Here is a 15,469-nt window from a genome sequence, read left to right as displayed (position 1 = left end):
CAAGATCCTTTCGCCGTCCGGACGGTTTCCGACGGCGCGAAAGACGGACATATTCGCAGGTAGAAGGGCAAAAATGCCCCTTCGGTCCGGTTCGTCCGGGCGCCCCTGTCGGGGGTCGGATCGAGGGCCGCGCAGGCGTCCGACGGGACGCCTAGTCGAGCGGTGAATCGTGCTCCCGGGCGGCGAGCAGCGTGCTCGGCCTCAGGTCGGTCCAGTTGGTGTCGATGTAGTCGACACAGGCGCGTCGGGTGTCCCTCCCGTGCGCCACCGCCCAGCCGACGGGGACGTCGGCGAACGCGGGCCAGAGCGAATGCTGGTTGTCCGCGTTGACCAGCACCAGGAAGTTCGCATCGTGGTCGTCAAACGGGTTGGTCACCACTACACCTCTCGATCGATTCGACGAAGAGTGATGCACACCATTATTTAGATCGAGCGACATACCGGGGCTGTTACACCATGCTAGGCCCAAAACGTGATAGCCCGCCCGCGCCGTGAGGCGCGGGCGGGCTCGGGCCGAGACGGGTGGGCCGGATCAGATCGCGGTGGCAGCCTTCCACGCCGAGTGCATCGCGCCCTCGATGTAGTCGACCGCTCCCGCGTCGCCGACGACGCGGACGTCGAGACCGGTCCGGGCCAGTTCGTCGGCCAGCGGGGCCGCGGCCGAGACGCCGGTCGCGACGATGACCATCGACGCCGGCACGGACAGGGTCTCGCCACCGGCGGTGAACTCGACGGTCTTGCGGTCGATCCGCTTCAGGGTCGCGTTGCGGTGGATGTTGACGCCGACCTTGCGGGCATGCTTGACGGCGGTCCACCGGCGCGGCATCGCCATCGGGACGCCGAGCTGCCGGCCCTCCTCGATCAGCGTCACCCGGCTGCCGCGCTCGGCCATGAACTCGGCCAGCTCGAGGCCGACGAGGGAACCGCCGACGACGACGACGTTCCGGCTCATCGGGAGGAACCGGAGGAACCGGCGGCTCAGGTCGCGGATCTTGTCCGGGCTCTTGGTGATGCCGGTGAGGCCGGCCAGCTTGCCCATGACACGCAGGAACGGCGCCTGGTCGGAGACGTCACCGGACCCGGTCATCAGGGCACGCATCGAGTCGCCGGTGTGCACGTGCGGCAGGTTGCCACCCGGGACGTTCGGACGTTCGCGGACCGCGCCGGTCGCGACGATGACGGAATCGGGGGCGAGCGCCCGGATCATCTCGGGGGTGGCGGTGGTGTTCAGCCGGACGGCGACGCCCAGACGGGTCACCTCGTGGGTGAGCCAGTCGAGCAGGCGACCGTTGTCCGGGGTGGTCAGCGAGGAGAACCACATCGTGCCGCCGACCCGGTCGGTCTTCTCCAGCACCGTGACCTGATGTCCCCGCTCGGCGGCGACACGCGCGGACTCCAGACCGCCCGGACCGGAGCCGACCACGACGACGTGCTTGCGGGCCTTCACCGCCGGGAACGGCAGCAGCGTCTCGTTGCCCAGAGCCGGGTTGACCGCGCACAGCGGGGTGTCGTCCCAGAAGTTCTCCTGCACGCACACGTAGCAGTTGATGCACGGCCGCACCTGCTGGGTGCGGCCCTCCTTCAGCTTGTTGACCAGCTCCGGATCGGCCAGCAGCTGCCGGCCCATCGCGGCGAAGTCGGTCCGGCCCTCGGCGATCATCTGCTCGCCGACCTCGGGCAGCATGCGGCCGACGGTGATGATCGGAATCGACACCGCGCGCTTGATGGTGGTGGCGTTGTCGGTGTAGTAGCCGACCTTGTCGGGCAGCGGGCCGTCGGTGAAGTTCGCGAACGCGTTCAGCGCGGTGCCGGTGACGTGGATGGCGTCCGCGCCGGCCTCCTCGAACAGGGCGGCGGCGCGGGCGGCCTCGTCCGGGGTCAGTCCGTCGGCTTCGCCGTACTCCTGACCGGCGAGGCGCACGATGACGGCGAGGCCGTCACCGACCTCCTCCTTGACCGCGCGGATCACCTCGCAGGTGAGCCGCGCACGGTTCTCCAGGGATCCGCCGTACTCGTCGGTGCGCTGGTTCGAGTAGCGGCTCAGGAAGCCGCCGAGCACGTAGTTGTGGGCGGCGTGGATCTCGACCGCATCGCCGCCGGCGGTCAGCACGCGACCTGCGGCCTCGGCGAACATCCGGATCAGCCAGTCGAGATCCTCCTGGGTGGCCTCGTGGTAGGTGGCCTTCTTGCCTTCTTGGATGGCCGCCATCTTCCCGAGTTCCTCGGGGGTGCAGTCGGCCATCGCGCTCATGTCGCCGGGCGGCTTCGGAATCGACGGCACCAACTGCGGGCGGCCGTCGAGGGTGTCGATCCGGGCGACCTTGCCGTGATGCGTCATCTGCACGCACAGCTTGCTGCCTGCCTCGTGGATCGCGTCGGCGAGCGCCTTCAGGCCGGGGATGAACCGGTCCTCGGACAGGCCCGGCTCCTTGCGGCTGGTGCAGCCCGCCGGGTACGCCACCGCGCAGCAACCCGTGATGATCATTCCGGTGCCACCGGCCGCGCGAGCGGCGAAGTGGTCGATGTCGCCCTGGTGGATCTCGCCGTCCTCGCAGAGGTTCATGTCCATCGCGGGCAGGACGACTCGGTTGTCCAGAGTGATGGGCCCGATCTTGCCGGGGGCGAGCAGGTGCGGGAACGTCTGGTTTCGAATCGTCACGAACGGAAGATATTTCGGGTCGGCAACTTGTTGGAGCGTCTTCCCGCTCAGCGGGATTCGACGAGACGCCGGGTGCGCACGGCAGCGGACACCAGTGCCACTGCGGCGCCGAGGCACAGCAGCATCTCCGGTATCGGGCCGAGCCGGGTGGCCAGCGTGGTATCGGTGCGCAGGGCAACCTCCGACACCAGGGCTGCGGGCACGAAGAGGTCCGATTCCTGCACCACCGAGCCGTCGGCCGCGATGATCGCGCTCACCCCGCTGGTCGCGGCGACCACCACGTCGCGCCGGTGCTCGACGGCGCGGATCCGCGACATCGCCAGCTGCTGGTAGGTCATCTCGGTGTCGCCGAATGTGGCGTTGTTGGTCGGCACCGCGATCAACTCCGCGCCGTCGCGCACCGATTCGGTGAGGGCCCGGTCGAACGCGACCTCGTAGCAGGTTGCGACGCCGACGTCGATGCCGGCGGCGGTGACGACACCGTTGCCGTGTCCGGGGACGAAGTTGCCGGCCTGGTCGGCGTACGACGAGAACAGCCGGAAGAAGTCCCGGTAGGGCAGGTATTCGCCGAACGGCTGGATGATCCGCTTGTCGTGACGGTCGCCGGGGCCCTGCTCGCCGTCCCACACGATCACCGAGTTGGTGGTGGTGCCGTCGCCGTTGACGAGCACGGTTCCGACGAGGATCGGCGCGCCGATCGCCTCCGAGGCGGCGGTGATCCCCGCGGCGGCGTCGGAGTTGCGGAGCGGGTCGATGTCCGAGGCGTTCTCCGGCCAGACCACCACGTCCGGCCGCGGCGCCCGGCCGGCGGCGACGTCGTCGGCCAGTTCGAAGGTGCGACGGACGTGGTTGTCGAGGACCGCGCGTCGCTGCGCATTGAACTCGAGGCCGAGCCGGGGCACGCTGCCCTGGATCGCGGCCACCGTGACGGTGCGGTCCCCGTCGCTGTCCGCGTGGACGTACGGCACGGCCGCGACGGCGACCGCCGAGGCGGACACCGCGACCGCGAGCGGCCCGGCGAATGCCCGGGGGTTTCGGGGGCTGCGGGTGGCGACGAGGGCCAGTGCCGCCAGGCCGGTGCCGGTGAGCGCGACCCCGAAGCTGAGCAGCGGTGCCCCGCCGAGCGCGGCGAGCGGCAGCAGCCAGCCGTCGGGCTGACCGAACGCGAGCTTGCCCCAGGGGAATCCACCGAACGGCACCGACGAGCGCAGCCACTCGGTGAGGCTCCACACCGTCGCGACCGACAGTGCGACGACCCACACCGGCGCGCGCATCCGGTGCACGAGCACGGTGCCGACGCCGAACAGCCCGATGAACACCGACTCCGCCGCGGCCAGCGCCAGCCAGGGCAGCGGTCCCACGTACTCGCCGATCCACGGCAGCAGCGGGACGAGAAAGCCCAGCCCCGAGAGGTATCCGTACCCGAATCCGGCGCGCAGCGTGCGCCCGCCGCGGCCGTAGCCGGCGAGGACAGCCACCAGCAGTGCGATACCGATCGGGGCCAGGAACCACAGCGGGCGCGGCGGGAAACTCGCGAACAGCAGCAGGCCGGAGACGACCGCGAGAACGGCGTCGCGCGCGATCGCCGTCAGCGCGGTGCGGTCACGCACCATGGACGGTGATCCCGCGGTGCACCGAGCGCATGCACACCGGGGTGCGCGCGCCGTCCTCGAGGCGCGGCAACGCCGGCACGCGGGATCGCGGGTCGGTGGACCAGCGCTGCACCGAGTCCTTCGGCGCGGAGACGACGAGTTCGTCGGCGTCCCACACCACGTACGACGCCGGTGCGCCCGGGGTGAGCGTGCCGGCCATGCCGTCCCGGACGCCGCCGGCCCGCCACGCGCCCCGCGTCGCCGCGGAGAACGCCGCGCGCGGCGACACCCCGCTGCCCGGGGTGTGGTGCCGGACCGCGGCCCGGAGCATCGCCCACGGGTCGACGGGGGTCACCGGGGCGTCCGAGCCGAAGGCCAGCGACATCCCGGTCGAGGCGATGGGGGCGAACGGATTCATCCGCGCGGCCCGATCGGCACCGAGGCGCTGCGCGTACATGCCGTCGGTACCGCCCCACAGTGCGTCGAACACCGGCTGCATGCTGGCGATCACACCCCAGCCGCCCAGCAGGGCGGCCTGCTCGGCGGTGACCATCTCGAGGTGCTCGAGGCGGTGCCCGCGGGCGGCGAGCGCCGGCCCGCCCAGCTCGGTGGCGACCCTCTCGAACGCCGCGACGGCGGTCGCGACGGCGGCGTCCCCGATCACGTGGAAACCGGCCTGGATCCCGGCGAGCGTGCAGGCGCGGACGTGCGCGGCGACGGCGTCGACGTCCAGGTAGGTGTTTCCGTGATGGCCTGCGCAGTCGTGGTACGGCTCGGTCAGGGCCGCGGTGCGGGACCCGAGCGCGCCGTCGACGAACAGGTCACCGCCGAGCGCGTGCGCGCCGGTGCGGGCCATCAGTTCCGCCGCAGCCTCGGGGGAATCGACCGCCTCGCCCCAGTACCCGCGGACCTCGACGCCGTGCTCGAGCGCGAGCAGTTCCCGGAAGTCGTCGAGACCACCGACGTCGGGGCCGCCGCACTCGTGGACGGCGACGATGCCCTGCGCGGCGAAATGGTCGAGCGCCGCGAGGCGCGCGGCGGCCCGCTGCGGCGCGGTGAGCAGCGCCCGGGCCCGGGCTCGCACCAGGTGGTGGGCGTCGCCGGTGAGGGCGCCGTCGGGTGCGTACCCGGCGGCCGCGGCGAGGCCGGGCACCGCGGCACGCAGTGCGGTCGAGCACAGTGCGGAATGCGCGTCGATCCGGGTGAGGTACACCGTCCGGCCCGGGGCGGCGTCGTCGAGTTCGGCTGTCGTGGGCGCGGTGTCCGCCCAGCGGCTGTCGTCCCAGCCGTGGCCCCAGATCACCGCGTCGTCGTGCGTCCGCGCGAACCCGCGCACCAGGTCGAGGCATTCGGCCCTGCTGCGGGCACCGCTGAGATCGAGTCCCGTCAGCTGCAGGCCGAGGGCGGTGACGTGGACGTGGGTGTCGACGAAGCCGGGGGTGACGAACGCGCCGTCGAGTTCGATCACCTCGGCGTCGGGATGCAGGGCGCGGCCCGGGCGGTCCTCGCCGATCCAGACGACGATGCCGTCGGTGACCGCCATCGCGGTCGCGTCGGGGGCACTGGGACTGTAGATGCGGCCGTCGACCAAGAGTTGGGTGCTCACGGGCATCCAGTCTGCCTGTTACGGCAGCGCGCGGGGCCCCTGGGTCGGGGTGTCGGTGGACACGTCCGGGTAGACGTCGACGACCTCGCCGTCGATGACCGTTCCCGTGCCGCGGCTGCCCTGTGCCCGGGATGCGAATTCGACACCGGCCAGGGTCACGTTCGCCCGCTTGCCCGCCAGCAGGACGACGGCCGGTCGCAGCGCCCACCGGGTGGGCGGCAGCAGCATCAGCAGGCCGAGGACCGACGTCACCAGTCCCGGCACGAACATCAACACGGAACCGGCCGCGACCATGGCGCCGTCGGCGACCGCGCCCGTCGGGGAGGCCTCGCCGCGGGTGGCCCGGCGGAATCCGTCCATCACCACGCGCCACTGCGACTTGACCAGCACCATGCCCACGGCGGATCCGGCGATGAGCAGCAGCACCGTCCACAGCACGCCGATCGTGCTGCCGACCCAGATGAGAACTCCGACCTCCACCAGGGCGTAGAGGAGGAACAGGGGCGCGATCATGGTGGATCCTCTCGGTGCTTCGCCCGCCGGGGGTGTGGCGGGGTGTTGTGTCTGCTCAACGATCGGGGGCACCGAAATGCTCCCACGCGCCGGGATTCGATCCCGTAACGGTCTAACCCTGAAGTTGACGTAGAGACTTCTCGCGTGGTCGAGTACCGGTACCGATCGGCTGGGAGGGCCGGTCCTCAGGGAGGAGTTCACATGTCTCGTCGCTTCGGCCGCACCACCACCCGCCGATTGTCGGCCCGCCTGTCCGTCGCCGTCGCGGGAGCAGCCGCCGGCGCCGTCGTGTTCTCGGGTGTCGCGACCGCGGCCCCGGCCGCACCCGCTCCCCCGCCGCTGCAGGGCCTGCTCGAACAGTTCACCAGGAACGCGCCCCAGACGACCGACCTTCTCGGCGGCCTGCTCGGCACGCCCGGAGTGACCGAACTCATCGAAGGCGTGACCGGTCAGGAGGTCGGCGCCACCACCACGCAGGACTTCATGTTCCCGGCGCCCACATTCGGCTGCGGGGTCGCCGGCAATCCGATGACGGTGACCGTCGCCAGCGCGCAGGCCGGACCCAACTTCCCGCTGCCGCCGTGGATCGAACGCGGCAACCTGCGCTTCCAGGCGGTGCCCGCACACCTCGCCGTCCCGAAGGAATCGGGTCTGCAGGTCGCGTGGCTCAACCTGACGACGATGAAGAGCGGTGTCGTCCCCCTCGACGACACCGTGCTGAACGTGCCGACCCTGTCCAAGACGGTCGACACCGGTGAGGGCACCGTCCTCGCCGCCCTGTTCGGCCAGGTGACGTACGAGTCCGGCACCACCTGCACCGCCCTCGGCACGGTCGGCCAGTTCACGGCCTGACCGACTCCGGTCGTTCGTGAAGGATTCCCGACGGCTACCGTCGGGAATCCTTCACGAACGCCGTCGCACACTTCACGAGACGCGCGAGGTCAGGTCGGTGCGGCGATGTTCCAGTGGTACCCGTCGGGGTCGGTGAACCGCCCGGTGTATCCGCCCCCGTCGGTCGGGGCGGCTGCGGCGACGACCCGGCCGCCGGCAGAGTCCGCGGCGGTGAGCAGGGCGTCGACGTCGTCGCGGGACCTGGCGGTGTGGGTGAGCACGAGCGCACCGCTGTCCCCGCGGTCGTCGACACCGACATCCTTGGCGAGGGCCTTGCGTGGCAGCAGACCCAGCCGGCACACGCCGCCGGCGATGGTGAAGTCGACGAACCTGTCCCCGTAGTCCCGGTCGGCACGCATGCCCAGCGCCTCATAGAACATCTTGGACGCCTTCGGTTCCGCGACGCCGAGGAAGACCGCGGTCTCGATCGGTTCCGGCGGGTCGGGGACGGGGTCGGTGTCCTTCTTCGAGGCCGCGGCCAGCTTCCACACGGTGCCGTCGGGTGCCCGATAGACCGCGGCGAACTCGCCGAACAGTGCCTTCTTCGCCGGTTTGACGACCGTCGCGCCTCGGGCGGTGGCGGCGTCGAGCAGGGCCCTGACCTCGGCGGGCCGATCGACGATGGTGGACAGGACGTAGCCCCGGAAACCCGGGATCGCACCGGAATCGGCGGCGGCCTGGTGCACGGCGAGCTGTCCGGTGCCGTGCAGGTCGAGACGGGCGGTGTCACCGTCACCGATGAATGGGGACGAGAACGCGGACGCGTAGAAGTTCTGTGCGGCGTCCACCTGCGGTGTACCGATGGTGACGATGTCGAGAGAGAGCGCCATCGGGTGTCTCCTTCGTGTTGTCTGGGCTCGGTCGATGTGAGGGCGGATCGGTACGGTCCGCTCAGGTGAGTTGGTTGACGCGGATGAGGTTGCCGGCCGGATCGCGGAACGCGCAGTCCCGGACGCCGTAGTCCTGGTCGATGGGCTCCTGGACCACATCTGCGCCGGCCGCCTGCAGACGGTCGAAGAGCCCGTCGAGGTCGTCGGTGGCCAGGGTGACGGCGGTGTAGGCGCCCTTGGCGATGAGCTCGAGAATCGTGCGACGCTCCTCGTCGGTGACACCCGGATCGGCGGCGGGCGGGTGCAGCACGATGGACGTGCCGGGCTGGCCGGCCGGCCCGACGGTGATCCAGCGCATGTCTTCGTAGCCGACGTCCTTGCGGACCTCGAAGCCCAGGATGTCGCGGTAGAAGCCCAGTGCGGCCTCGGCGTCGGTGTGCGGGAGGAAGGCGTAGTGAATGGTGATGTTCATGTCCACCACGCTAGGCAGGACTACCGGTCGCGCGCTTCTCGATTCCTGACCGGTCTGGTCACCTGCTTGGCCAGGCACGGCGGGATCCCCGCCCCGGCCTGGGAGTGGTCGCGACGGTAAACGCTCGGCGGTACGCCGACCAACTCCGTGAATCTGGTGCTGAACGTGCCCAGCGACGAGGAGCCCACCGCGAAGCACACCTCGGTGACACTGAGGTCCCCGCGGCGCAGCAGCGTCATCGCCCGCTCGATACGTCGAGTCATCAGGTACGAGTACGGGGACTCGCCGTAGACGCGGCGGAACTCCCGACTGAGGTGCCCGACCGACATGTGGGCCCCGCGGGCCAACGCTTCGAGATTCAGCGGTTCGGCGTACTCACGATCGATCCGGTCGCGGACGCGACGCATGGCGACGATGTCGCACAAACGTTGCGCCTCGCTAGGCCCAGATCCCATACGCAGCATCGTTACATGACTCGGCTGCTCCCGCGCAGCTTCGTCACCCGCGCGCATCCACTGCGCTACGACCGTCCGGGCACCACGGAGATCGTCCCCTGGCAGACGGCGTTCTGCGGGTTGACGAACCGCCATCCCGCGCCGGTCTCGACGGTGACGGTGAACGACACCGTTCCGGTTCCCGTCCAGGTCCGATTGATCGGGATGCCAGGCTTCTGCTGCCAGGCCGTCTCCTCGCTGACGCTGCGGCCCGAGGCTCCCGTCGTGAGGTTGTGCCAGTCGACCGACACCCGGGTGCCGTACCAGTTCGGGCCGAGGCTCGGCAGCAGGCCGGCGGGAGGGGCGGGCAGTTCGTTGCCGCCGCTGAGCAGGATCGACGGCTCCAGCGCGGCGGCGCCGGGCCGGAGGGACTCGCCCGACGCGGCGTGCACGGTCCACGTGAACGCCGGCGCCCAGAAGAGTGGGTTCGCGCTCCCGCACGTCATGGTCGTCGACGTGGGCGGCGCAGGTTGGGCGGACGCGACCGGGCCTCCTCCGACTACGACTGCGGTTCCCAGCCCGGCGGTGACGAGTGCCGCGGCACCGCCACGACGAATCAACTGTCTGCTCATGGTTCCTCCCCTGGATCCGAGACCGCGGGGACGGACACGTCGCCGCGCACTCGGTACATCGCGACCCGGCACGATTCGTTACCGGATGCATGACCTGAACGCTTCTCACACAACCACATTCGCGGCCCTACCGCCCACCGAGCGCGTCTGACGCGATGCACGACGACTGCCGACGGTGGCATCGCGAATTCTGTAGTGTCGGCCAGCGAAATGAACAATGGGGCACAAATCAGGCGGGGGAAAATGCCAAGGATGACGGTTCGATTGACCACTTTCACGGCGGGGCTGGCGGCGGGGCTTGTCGTCCTGGCCCTGGCGGGGCCGACCGTGCAGGCGCAGGAGACCGGCGAATCGGAGCAACAGTACGCGCCGACCATGCTCGTGCTGGATGCGTCCGGTTCCATGCAGCGGCCCGATCCGGGGGGCACGATGATGGATGCCGCCAAGAACGCCGTCCGCTCTTTCGTCGACAGCGCGCCCGCCGATTCGAAGGTGGGCCTGACCGTGTACGGCACCGGCACGGGAAGCGATGACTCCGAGAAGGACGCGGGCTGCCGTGACGTCCGGGTGCTGCACCAGCCGAAACCTCTCGACAGGCCCGCTCTGAACGGTGCGGTCGACGGTATCGCGGCGAGCGGATGGACACCCATGGGCAACGCATTGCGCCAGGCCGCCGCCGCACTGCCGAGCTCGGGCCCTCGCTCGATCGTGCTGATCTCCGACGGCGAGGACACCTGCGCGCCGCCCGAACCGTGCGACGTCGCCAGGGAACTGAAGGCACAGGGTGTCGATCTGGTGATGCATGCGATCGGTTTCGGGGTCGACGACAAGGCCCGTGCCCAGTTGACGTGCATGGCAGAGGCCACCGGCGGCACCTACACCGACGCCGTGGACGGGCCGGCGCTGGAGCGGACCCTTCCGCGCGTCACCGCTGCAGCACTGCGCAACTACAAGGCGTCCGGGACGCCCCTGACAGGATCAGCGACCTACGAGTCCGCGCCGGTCGCGGTACCGGGCCAGTACCTGGACACCCTCGGGCAGAAGGAAACGCGCTACTACGCCGTCGACATCCCGGACGGTGCAACCGCCTATGTCAGCGGAACCATGTCGTTTCCCCGCGTGCCCGGTATCGCGGGCGTCGATGACACGAACGTCCTGAACATGCGGGTGTACGGACGGGACGGACGGGACTGCAACCGGTACGAGTTCGAACAGCTCGTCTACTCCAGTGACGGTGCGGCGCTCACGATCAACCAGACCTTCGACGGGGCGGCCGAGAAGCGTGCGGGCGACGGCGGCAGTGCCGACGGATGCCGAGGCGGTGGACGCTACTACTTCGCGCCGACTTGGGACAGGATCTCCAAGGGGGCACCGGAACGGCTGCCGTTCGAACTGCTCGTCGGGATCGAGCCGGCCGCTACCGACTCCGGCCCAGCGCCGGTGGCGGCGCCGACCACGTTCGTCGAACCCGTCGGCGCAGGCACCCCCGTGGCCGGAGGCGGATCCTTCAACGTTGCCACCGAACTCGACGGCAGCGGCCGGTACACCGATACCCTCCAGCCGGGCGAGTTCGTGTTCTACCGGGTGAAACTGGACTGGGGCCAGGGACTGGCGTACCGCGTGCACTACGACGCGAACGGTGGCCGCGGCCTCGAGAACGTCTCGAACATTCGGACCACCATGTACTCACCGACCCGCGAGGAGATCGAGTCGGGCATCGGCTCCTACACCGGTACCGAGTACGTACTGCCGGCGAATGGTCCAGCGTTCGCCACCGTGCCGATCCGATACGACAATCGCGCGTCCAAGGACCTCGCCATCCGCAAGGAGGCCGTGCCGGGCTGGTACTACATCGCGGTCAAGGTGGGATCGACGCCGTCCGGTGACGCGGGCCTTCCTGTACCGATTCGTGTGGACCTGACCGTCGCTGAAGACACCGAGACCGGACCGTCGTACTCGACCGCGATCACCGGCGGGATCTTCGGCGAGGACGCGGACGCCACCGACCCGCCTGCCGGTGGCACGGCCGACGGGGAGACCGCCGAGGGCGGCGACGTCGTGGCAGAGGCAGCCGCGACCGACTCCGATTCGTCGACCAGCGGAGTCGCGCTGTCCCGAGCCTGGATCGCGGTTGCTGCGGTTGCGGTCGCCGTCGGCGGTATCGGCGGCATGCTCGCCGTGCGGTCACGCCGAAAGTAGTTCGCACCGCATCCACGAGCTGGGCCCGATCACGGTCGGGCCCAGCTACTGGGGCTCCTGTAGTAATCGCGAAAATTAACGATAGCCGCTTGACCAGCACCGATGACATGTTGGCGGCGATGACGTGGAACAGGAACCGCCCGGCGGGGGTGGTGGTGTCGATGCCCTATTTGTCGAAGCATTTGTCCCACTCCGGGCGACGTGCCAGCTTGCCGGATGCCTTGTCGACCCAGGTCTTTTCGCAGCCCGCGACGGAATCGGCCCCGCTCGCACGCCGCGGCCTCTGGTATGAACGTGTTCAAAATCCCCTATCGGGGATCGCTGGCCGCGTGCTAGTTTGGGTCGTCCGTGTTTGACCTGGAGTGCGAGAGAATGGGAGGTGAGTTGATGTTTGCGGTGAAGACCGCTGCCGTGTGCAGCGCCCGGACCATCCTCATTTCCCGGGCCCCGGTCTAGACCCGATACCCCTTGCCGGTAGTTGCCGTGAGCTGCGCTCGCGGTGTCGCTGCCGGGTGGTTCTCGCGTTCGAACGGGGCTCCTACACCAAGGGTCTCATCATGCATTCATCTCACCACTCTTCCTACTCTTCACCGTCCTCACGAGAGCTGTCCGCGCTCGGCTGGGACGAGACTTTCGCGGCGATGTTCGCCGAACACGCCGCCGCCGGGCTCCTACCGGCCCGTATCGCGCGGGTCGACCGCGGCCGATGTGACACCCTCACCGCGTCGGGGCCGGTGCGCGCCGACAGCAGTGCGCTCAGCGGCGTGGACCGTGAACAGATGGTGTGCACCGGCGACTGGGTCGCGTTACGCCCGGGACCGCAACCACACGTGGTGGCGGTGCTGCCTCGCCGCACCGCGATCACTCGCGCGTCCTCGGACCGCACCTCCCATCGGCAGGTGCTCGCGGCCAACGTCGACACCGTGGTCATCGCGGTCTCGCTGGCGGCACCGGTCAACGCGGGCCGCATCGAGCGGTTGCTGGCGCTGACCTTCGATAGCGGCGCCCGCCCAATCATCGTGCTGACCAAGGCCGATCTGGCTGAGCACGCCGGTGCGGACGAGGCTGAGGTGGCCGCGCTGGCCCCCGGCGTCGACATCCTCACTACCAGCGCCGCTACCGGTGTGGGCCTCGAGCAGTTGGCCGCTGCCGTGACCGGGACCGCGGTGCTGCTGGGTCCGTCGGGGGCCGGCAAATCGAGTTTGGCCAACGCGTTGCTGGGGCGAGAACGCATGGACACCAACGAGGTTCGCGAGGTCGACGGCAAGGGCCGCCACACTACCGTGCATCGCGAGTTGTTGGCGTTGCCCGCTGGTGGGGTGCTCATCGATACTCCGGGTCTGCGGGGCATCGGCGTGCAGGATGTCGCCGACGGGGTCGAGCAGGTGTTCGCCGAGATCGAGGCCTATGCCCGCAACTGCGCCTTCGGTGACTGCGAACACCGCAGCGAACCCGAGTGTGCGGTGCAGGACGCGGTCGTGACCGGCGAGTTGGACCTGGGGCGGCTCGAGCGGTATCGGAAGCTGATGCGGGAAAGCCAGTGGGCGGCCACCCGCGGTGATGCCCGCCAGAGCGGTAAACGCAGCAAGACCGTCAAGGCGATCACGCGGGATCTGCGCGCCACCTACCGATTCCGCGACCGCCAGCGCTGATGCCGGCGTGCTAACCCGTCCCCTTCGGTTGGCCCGGAGGCGCTGGACCGACGGGCTGACAACATCATTCATCACAGAAGGACAACCATCATGAATTCCCGTACCGACTGGACCACTCGCGCCGAGACCAGCGCTGATATCCCCGCGATCCGCGAGATCAACCTCGCCGCGTTCGACACCGCCGAAGAGGCCGACCTCGTCGAGGCGTTGCGCCAGGACCCCGCGTGGATCGACGGACTGTCGCTGGTCACTCTCGACGATGCCGGCGCCTTCGTGGGCTATGTACTGCTGACCCGCGCGCACATCGGTGATACCCCGGCACTGTGCCTGGGACCGTGCGCGGTCCTTCCGCAGTACCAGAAAACCGGCGTCGGATCGGCCGCGATCCGTGCAGCCCTCGACGCCGCCGAGGCGAGGGGTGAGCGTTTCGTCACCGTCCTCGGACATCCGGAGTACTACCCGCGTTTCGGGTTCACCCGCGCCAGCACGCACGGCGTCACCATGAAGACGCCGGTCCCGGACGACGCGCTGATGGTGCTGAGCCTGGGCACCGAGCCCCTGCCCAGTGGCGTCATCCGCTACGCGGCAGCCTTCGGCGACATCTGAACACTCCCGTTCGGCTGGTAACCCGGCAATCCCTGGGGCTCGTCTGCGTACCCCGCAGGCGAGCCCCGGCGGTATGCCGCGACATGAACACCGGACCGAGATCAGCGCCGACATCGCCCCGATCAATCGCGTCGAGATCCGCACCACCACACTGTGTTCGAGTAATTCTGAGGTAGGCGGGACAGTCCCACCCCATCTGAAGGTGCTGCGCGAGGCCGGGCAGGAATCCCAGCTTGTCCACCTCGGCCTTCGCAGCGGACGCCGAAGCCTCCACCGGACCGGTCGACAGCGAGGGATCGGCGACCAGCAGCGCATCCGATGCCACGCACCGCTCGGTGGTGAACTCGTGCGGCAGCCGATCGTAGGTCTCGCCCTGGGCCTGCTCGTGTGCATGCGCGACACGGCGAACCAGCGTGTCCGGGCCCGGCCGGATCACCCGCGCCGACACCAGATACTGGCACGCGAGCTGGAAGAACAGCGTCGGGGAATCATGCTCCATCGAACCCGCCGGCCGCCAGCCCAGGAACTGTGCAGCCAACCGCAGATGCTCGGTGCGGGTCTGTGCCTGCCTGCCGTACGACGGATCAGACGGGGTGAGCTGCAGCCCGAACCGAAAACACGGCATCGCCGCTGGTCAAACCATTGTCGTTGGTTTGCGCGCGAGTACTACAGGAACCCCTACTGTGCGCCCCGACGGCGCACCATCTCGGCGATCCAGACGGGCGCGAACGGAGATGTGCAGTTCGGGGGTGTCGGGTAGTCCTCGAGCACCCGCAGTCGCTCGCCGATGTCGAGGGCGCGGGCGCGGTAGTCGGCGTGCTCGATCCCGATCTGGGCCAGGCAGTGGTTCATCGCCCACTGCAGGCGGTCCGGGGCGTCCTTCATCTCGGCCTCGATGACGTCGAGCAGTCCGGCGAGGTCGAGAACCTCCGGCTTCTTCGCCACCCGTTCGGTGGTGAGCGCCCAGCCGGCACTCGCGACCACGGGATCAGGGTCGACGATCCAGGCCAGGCGTAGCTCTTCGGCGTGCGGATTTCTCTTCACGACATAGTTCACGAGCCAGTCGTGCACCTTCGGGGTCCGGGCCCCGCGCAGCATGACGTCCAACTCGTCACGCTCGAACGCCTTCGGGCGGCAGATCAGGATCGCCAACAGCATCGCCGCGGTGTCGTCGGTCCCCCAGAGATCGCGTGCGAGTTCCTGCTGTGTCTTCAGGCGTTTCGCGATCGCGCGCAGTTTGCCCAGATTCACACCGTGATCGTCGCCGTGTCTCTCGTTGACCGCGCGGATCTTCGGGTCCTCGAGCGCGGCCAGCTCGGCCAGTACCTCGCCCACCGTCGTCTCTGCCACCTCAGCCTCCTGTCAGTCACGGTCCAGGTTCAA

The 15,469-nt window shown here is 69.4% G+C and carries 14 protein-coding genes and 1 pseudogene; 4 read left to right on the top strand and 11 right to left on the bottom strand.

The window, feature by feature from the left end; all coding sequences use genetic code 11:
- Positions 1 to 151 precede the first annotated feature (151 nt).
- The 5 genes from IJ15_RS0103675 to IJ15_RS0103655 form a co-directional block, all read right to left on the bottom strand.
- Positions 152 to 376: an MbtH family protein gene (locus IJ15_RS0103675; RefSeq protein ID WP_031936992.1), complete on the bottom strand. Its 225-nt coding sequence runs from the start codon at positions 374 to 376 to the stop codon at positions 152 to 154.
- Between the two features lie 156 nt (positions 377 to 532).
- On the bottom strand, positions 533 to 2,659 hold the full coding sequence (locus IJ15_RS0103670) for an oxidoreductase (RefSeq protein WP_031936991.1): 2,127 nt from the start codon (positions 2,657 to 2,659) through the stop codon (positions 533 to 535).
- 47 nt (positions 2,660 to 2,706) lie between these two features.
- A complete protein-coding gene (gene lnt / locus IJ15_RS0103665) occupies positions 2,707 to 4,272 on the bottom strand; it encodes an apolipoprotein N-acyltransferase (protein WP_031936990.1) in 1,566 nt (521 codons plus the stop codon).
- Positions 4,262 to 5,863, bottom strand: coding sequence for an amidohydrolase (locus IJ15_RS0103660; protein WP_031936989.1), 1,602 nt, complete (start codon positions 5,861 to 5,863; stop codon positions 4,262 to 4,264). Before IJ15_RS0103660 ends, lnt begins: the two co-directional genes overlap by 11 nt.
- A 12-nt stretch (positions 5,864 to 5,875) precedes the next feature.
- On the bottom strand, positions 5,876 to 6,370 hold the full coding sequence (locus IJ15_RS0103655) for an FxsA family protein (RefSeq protein ID WP_031936988.1): 495 nt from the start codon (positions 6,368 to 6,370) through the stop codon (positions 5,876 to 5,878).
- Positions 6,371 to 6,571: 201 nt separating this feature from the next.
- Between IJ15_RS0103655 and IJ15_RS0103650 the strand changes: the two genes are divergently transcribed.
- Positions 6,572 to 7,222, top strand: a complete 651-nt coding sequence (locus IJ15_RS0103650; RefSeq protein ID WP_031936987.1) for a hypothetical protein — start codon at positions 6,572 to 6,574, stop codon at positions 7,220 to 7,222.
- An 89-nt stretch (positions 7,223 to 7,311) separates the two neighbouring features.
- On the opposite strand, the gene IJ15_RS0103645 is transcribed toward IJ15_RS0103650, so the two are convergent.
- From IJ15_RS0103645 to IJ15_RS0103630, 4 genes are all read right to left on the bottom strand, one after another.
- Positions 7,312 to 8,091 carry a VOC family protein gene (locus tag IJ15_RS0103645; protein WP_031936986.1) on the bottom strand — a complete coding sequence of 260 codons (780 nt, stop codon included), beginning with the start codon at positions 8,089 to 8,091 and terminating at the stop codon, positions 7,312 to 7,314.
- Between the two features lie 61 nt (positions 8,092 to 8,152).
- A complete protein-coding gene (locus IJ15_RS0103640; protein ID WP_031936985.1) occupies positions 8,153 to 8,563 on the bottom strand; it encodes a VOC family protein in 411 nt (136 codons plus the stop codon).
- A 20-nt stretch (positions 8,564 to 8,583) separates the two neighbouring features.
- Complete coding sequence (locus tag IJ15_RS0103635; RefSeq protein ID WP_031936984.1) at positions 8,584 to 9,018, bottom strand: helix-turn-helix transcriptional regulator; 435 nt, start codon at positions 9,016 to 9,018, stop codon at positions 8,584 to 8,586.
- Between the two features lie 65 nt (positions 9,019 to 9,083).
- Positions 9,084 to 9,629 (bottom strand): hypothetical protein, encoded by a 546-nt coding sequence (locus tag IJ15_RS0103630; protein ID WP_031936983.1) that lies wholly within the window; start codon positions 9,627 to 9,629, stop codon positions 9,084 to 9,086.
- Between the two features lie 264 nt (positions 9,630 to 9,893).
- Between IJ15_RS0103630 and IJ15_RS0103625 the strand changes: the two genes are divergently transcribed.
- The 3 genes from IJ15_RS0103625 to IJ15_RS0103610 all read left to right on the top strand — a co-directional run bounded on the left by IJ15_RS0103625 (position 9,894) and on the right by IJ15_RS0103610 (position 14,086).
- Positions 9,894 to 11,828: a vWA domain-containing protein gene (locus tag IJ15_RS0103625; RefSeq protein ID WP_231569409.1), complete on the top strand. Its 1,935-nt coding sequence runs from the start codon at positions 9,894 to 9,896 to the stop codon at positions 11,826 to 11,828.
- 557 nt (positions 11,829 to 12,385) lie between these two features.
- Complete coding sequence (gene rsgA, locus IJ15_RS0103615; RefSeq protein WP_031936981.1) at positions 12,386 to 13,480, top strand: ribosome small subunit-dependent GTPase A; 1,095 nt, start codon at positions 12,386 to 12,388, stop codon at positions 13,478 to 13,480.
- A 90-nt stretch (positions 13,481 to 13,570) separates the two neighbouring features.
- Positions 13,571 to 14,086, top strand: coding sequence for a GNAT family N-acetyltransferase (locus tag IJ15_RS0103610; RefSeq protein WP_031936980.1), 516 nt, complete (start codon positions 13,571 to 13,573; stop codon positions 14,084 to 14,086).
- Positions 14,087 to 14,279: 193 nt separating this feature from the next.
- Here the strand turns inward: IJ15_RS0103610 and IJ15_RS26965 are convergent.
- Positions 14,280 to 14,666 (bottom strand): annotated as a pseudogene (locus tag IJ15_RS26965) (Tn3 family transposase); the annotation flags it as partial.
- Between the two features lie 98 nt (positions 14,667 to 14,764).
- Positions 14,765 to 15,436, bottom strand: coding sequence for a DNA alkylation repair protein (locus IJ15_RS0103600; protein ID WP_031936978.1), 672 nt, complete (start codon positions 15,434 to 15,436; stop codon positions 14,765 to 14,767).
- Between the last annotated feature and the right edge of the window lie 33 nt (positions 15,437 to 15,469).

It is taken from the genome of Prescottella defluvii (genome assembly GCF_000738775.1).
Lineage (GTDB): Bacteria > Actinomycetota > Actinomycetes > Mycobacteriales > Mycobacteriaceae > Prescottella > Prescottella defluvii.
Note: the sequence above shows the minus strand (reverse complement) of the source record. Positions and strands in the feature narration are given on the sequence as shown.

Excerpts from the sequence above, each read along its gene's own strand:
- lnt (WP_031936990.1), bottom strand. The coding sequence starts at position 4,272 with ATGGTGCGTGACCGCACCGCGCTGACGGCGATCGCGCGCGACGCCGTT.
- IJ15_RS0103660 (WP_031936989.1), bottom strand. The coding sequence starts at position 5,863 with ATGCCCGTGAGCACCCAACTCTTGGTCGACGGCCGCATCTACAGTCCC.
- IJ15_RS0103655 (WP_031936988.1), bottom strand. The coding sequence starts at position 6,370 with ATGATCGCGCCCCTGTTCCTCCTCTACGCCCTGGTGGAGGTCGGAGTT.
- IJ15_RS0103650 (WP_031936987.1), top strand. The coding sequence starts at position 6,572 with ATGTCTCGTCGCTTCGGCCGCACCACCACCCGCCGATTGTCGGCCCGC.
- IJ15_RS0103645 (WP_031936986.1), bottom strand. The coding sequence starts at position 8,091 with ATGGCGCTCTCTCTCGACATCGTCACCATCGGTACACCGCAGGTGGAC.
- IJ15_RS0103640 (WP_031936985.1), bottom strand. The coding sequence starts at position 8,563 with ATGAACATCACCATTCACTACGCCTTCCTCCCGCACACCGACGCCGAG.
- IJ15_RS0103635 (WP_031936984.1), bottom strand. The coding sequence starts at position 9,018 with ATGGGATCTGGGCCTAGCGAGGCGCAACGTTTGTGCGACATCGTCGCC.
- IJ15_RS0103630 (WP_031936983.1), bottom strand. The coding sequence starts at position 9,629 with ATGAGCAGACAGTTGATTCGTCGTGGCGGTGCCGCGGCACTCGTCACC.
- rsgA (WP_031936981.1), top strand. The coding sequence starts at position 12,386 with ATGCATTCATCTCACCACTCTTCCTACTCTTCACCGTCCTCACGAGAG.
- IJ15_RS0103610 (WP_031936980.1), top strand. The coding sequence starts at position 13,571 with ATGAATTCCCGTACCGACTGGACCACTCGCGCCGAGACCAGCGCTGAT.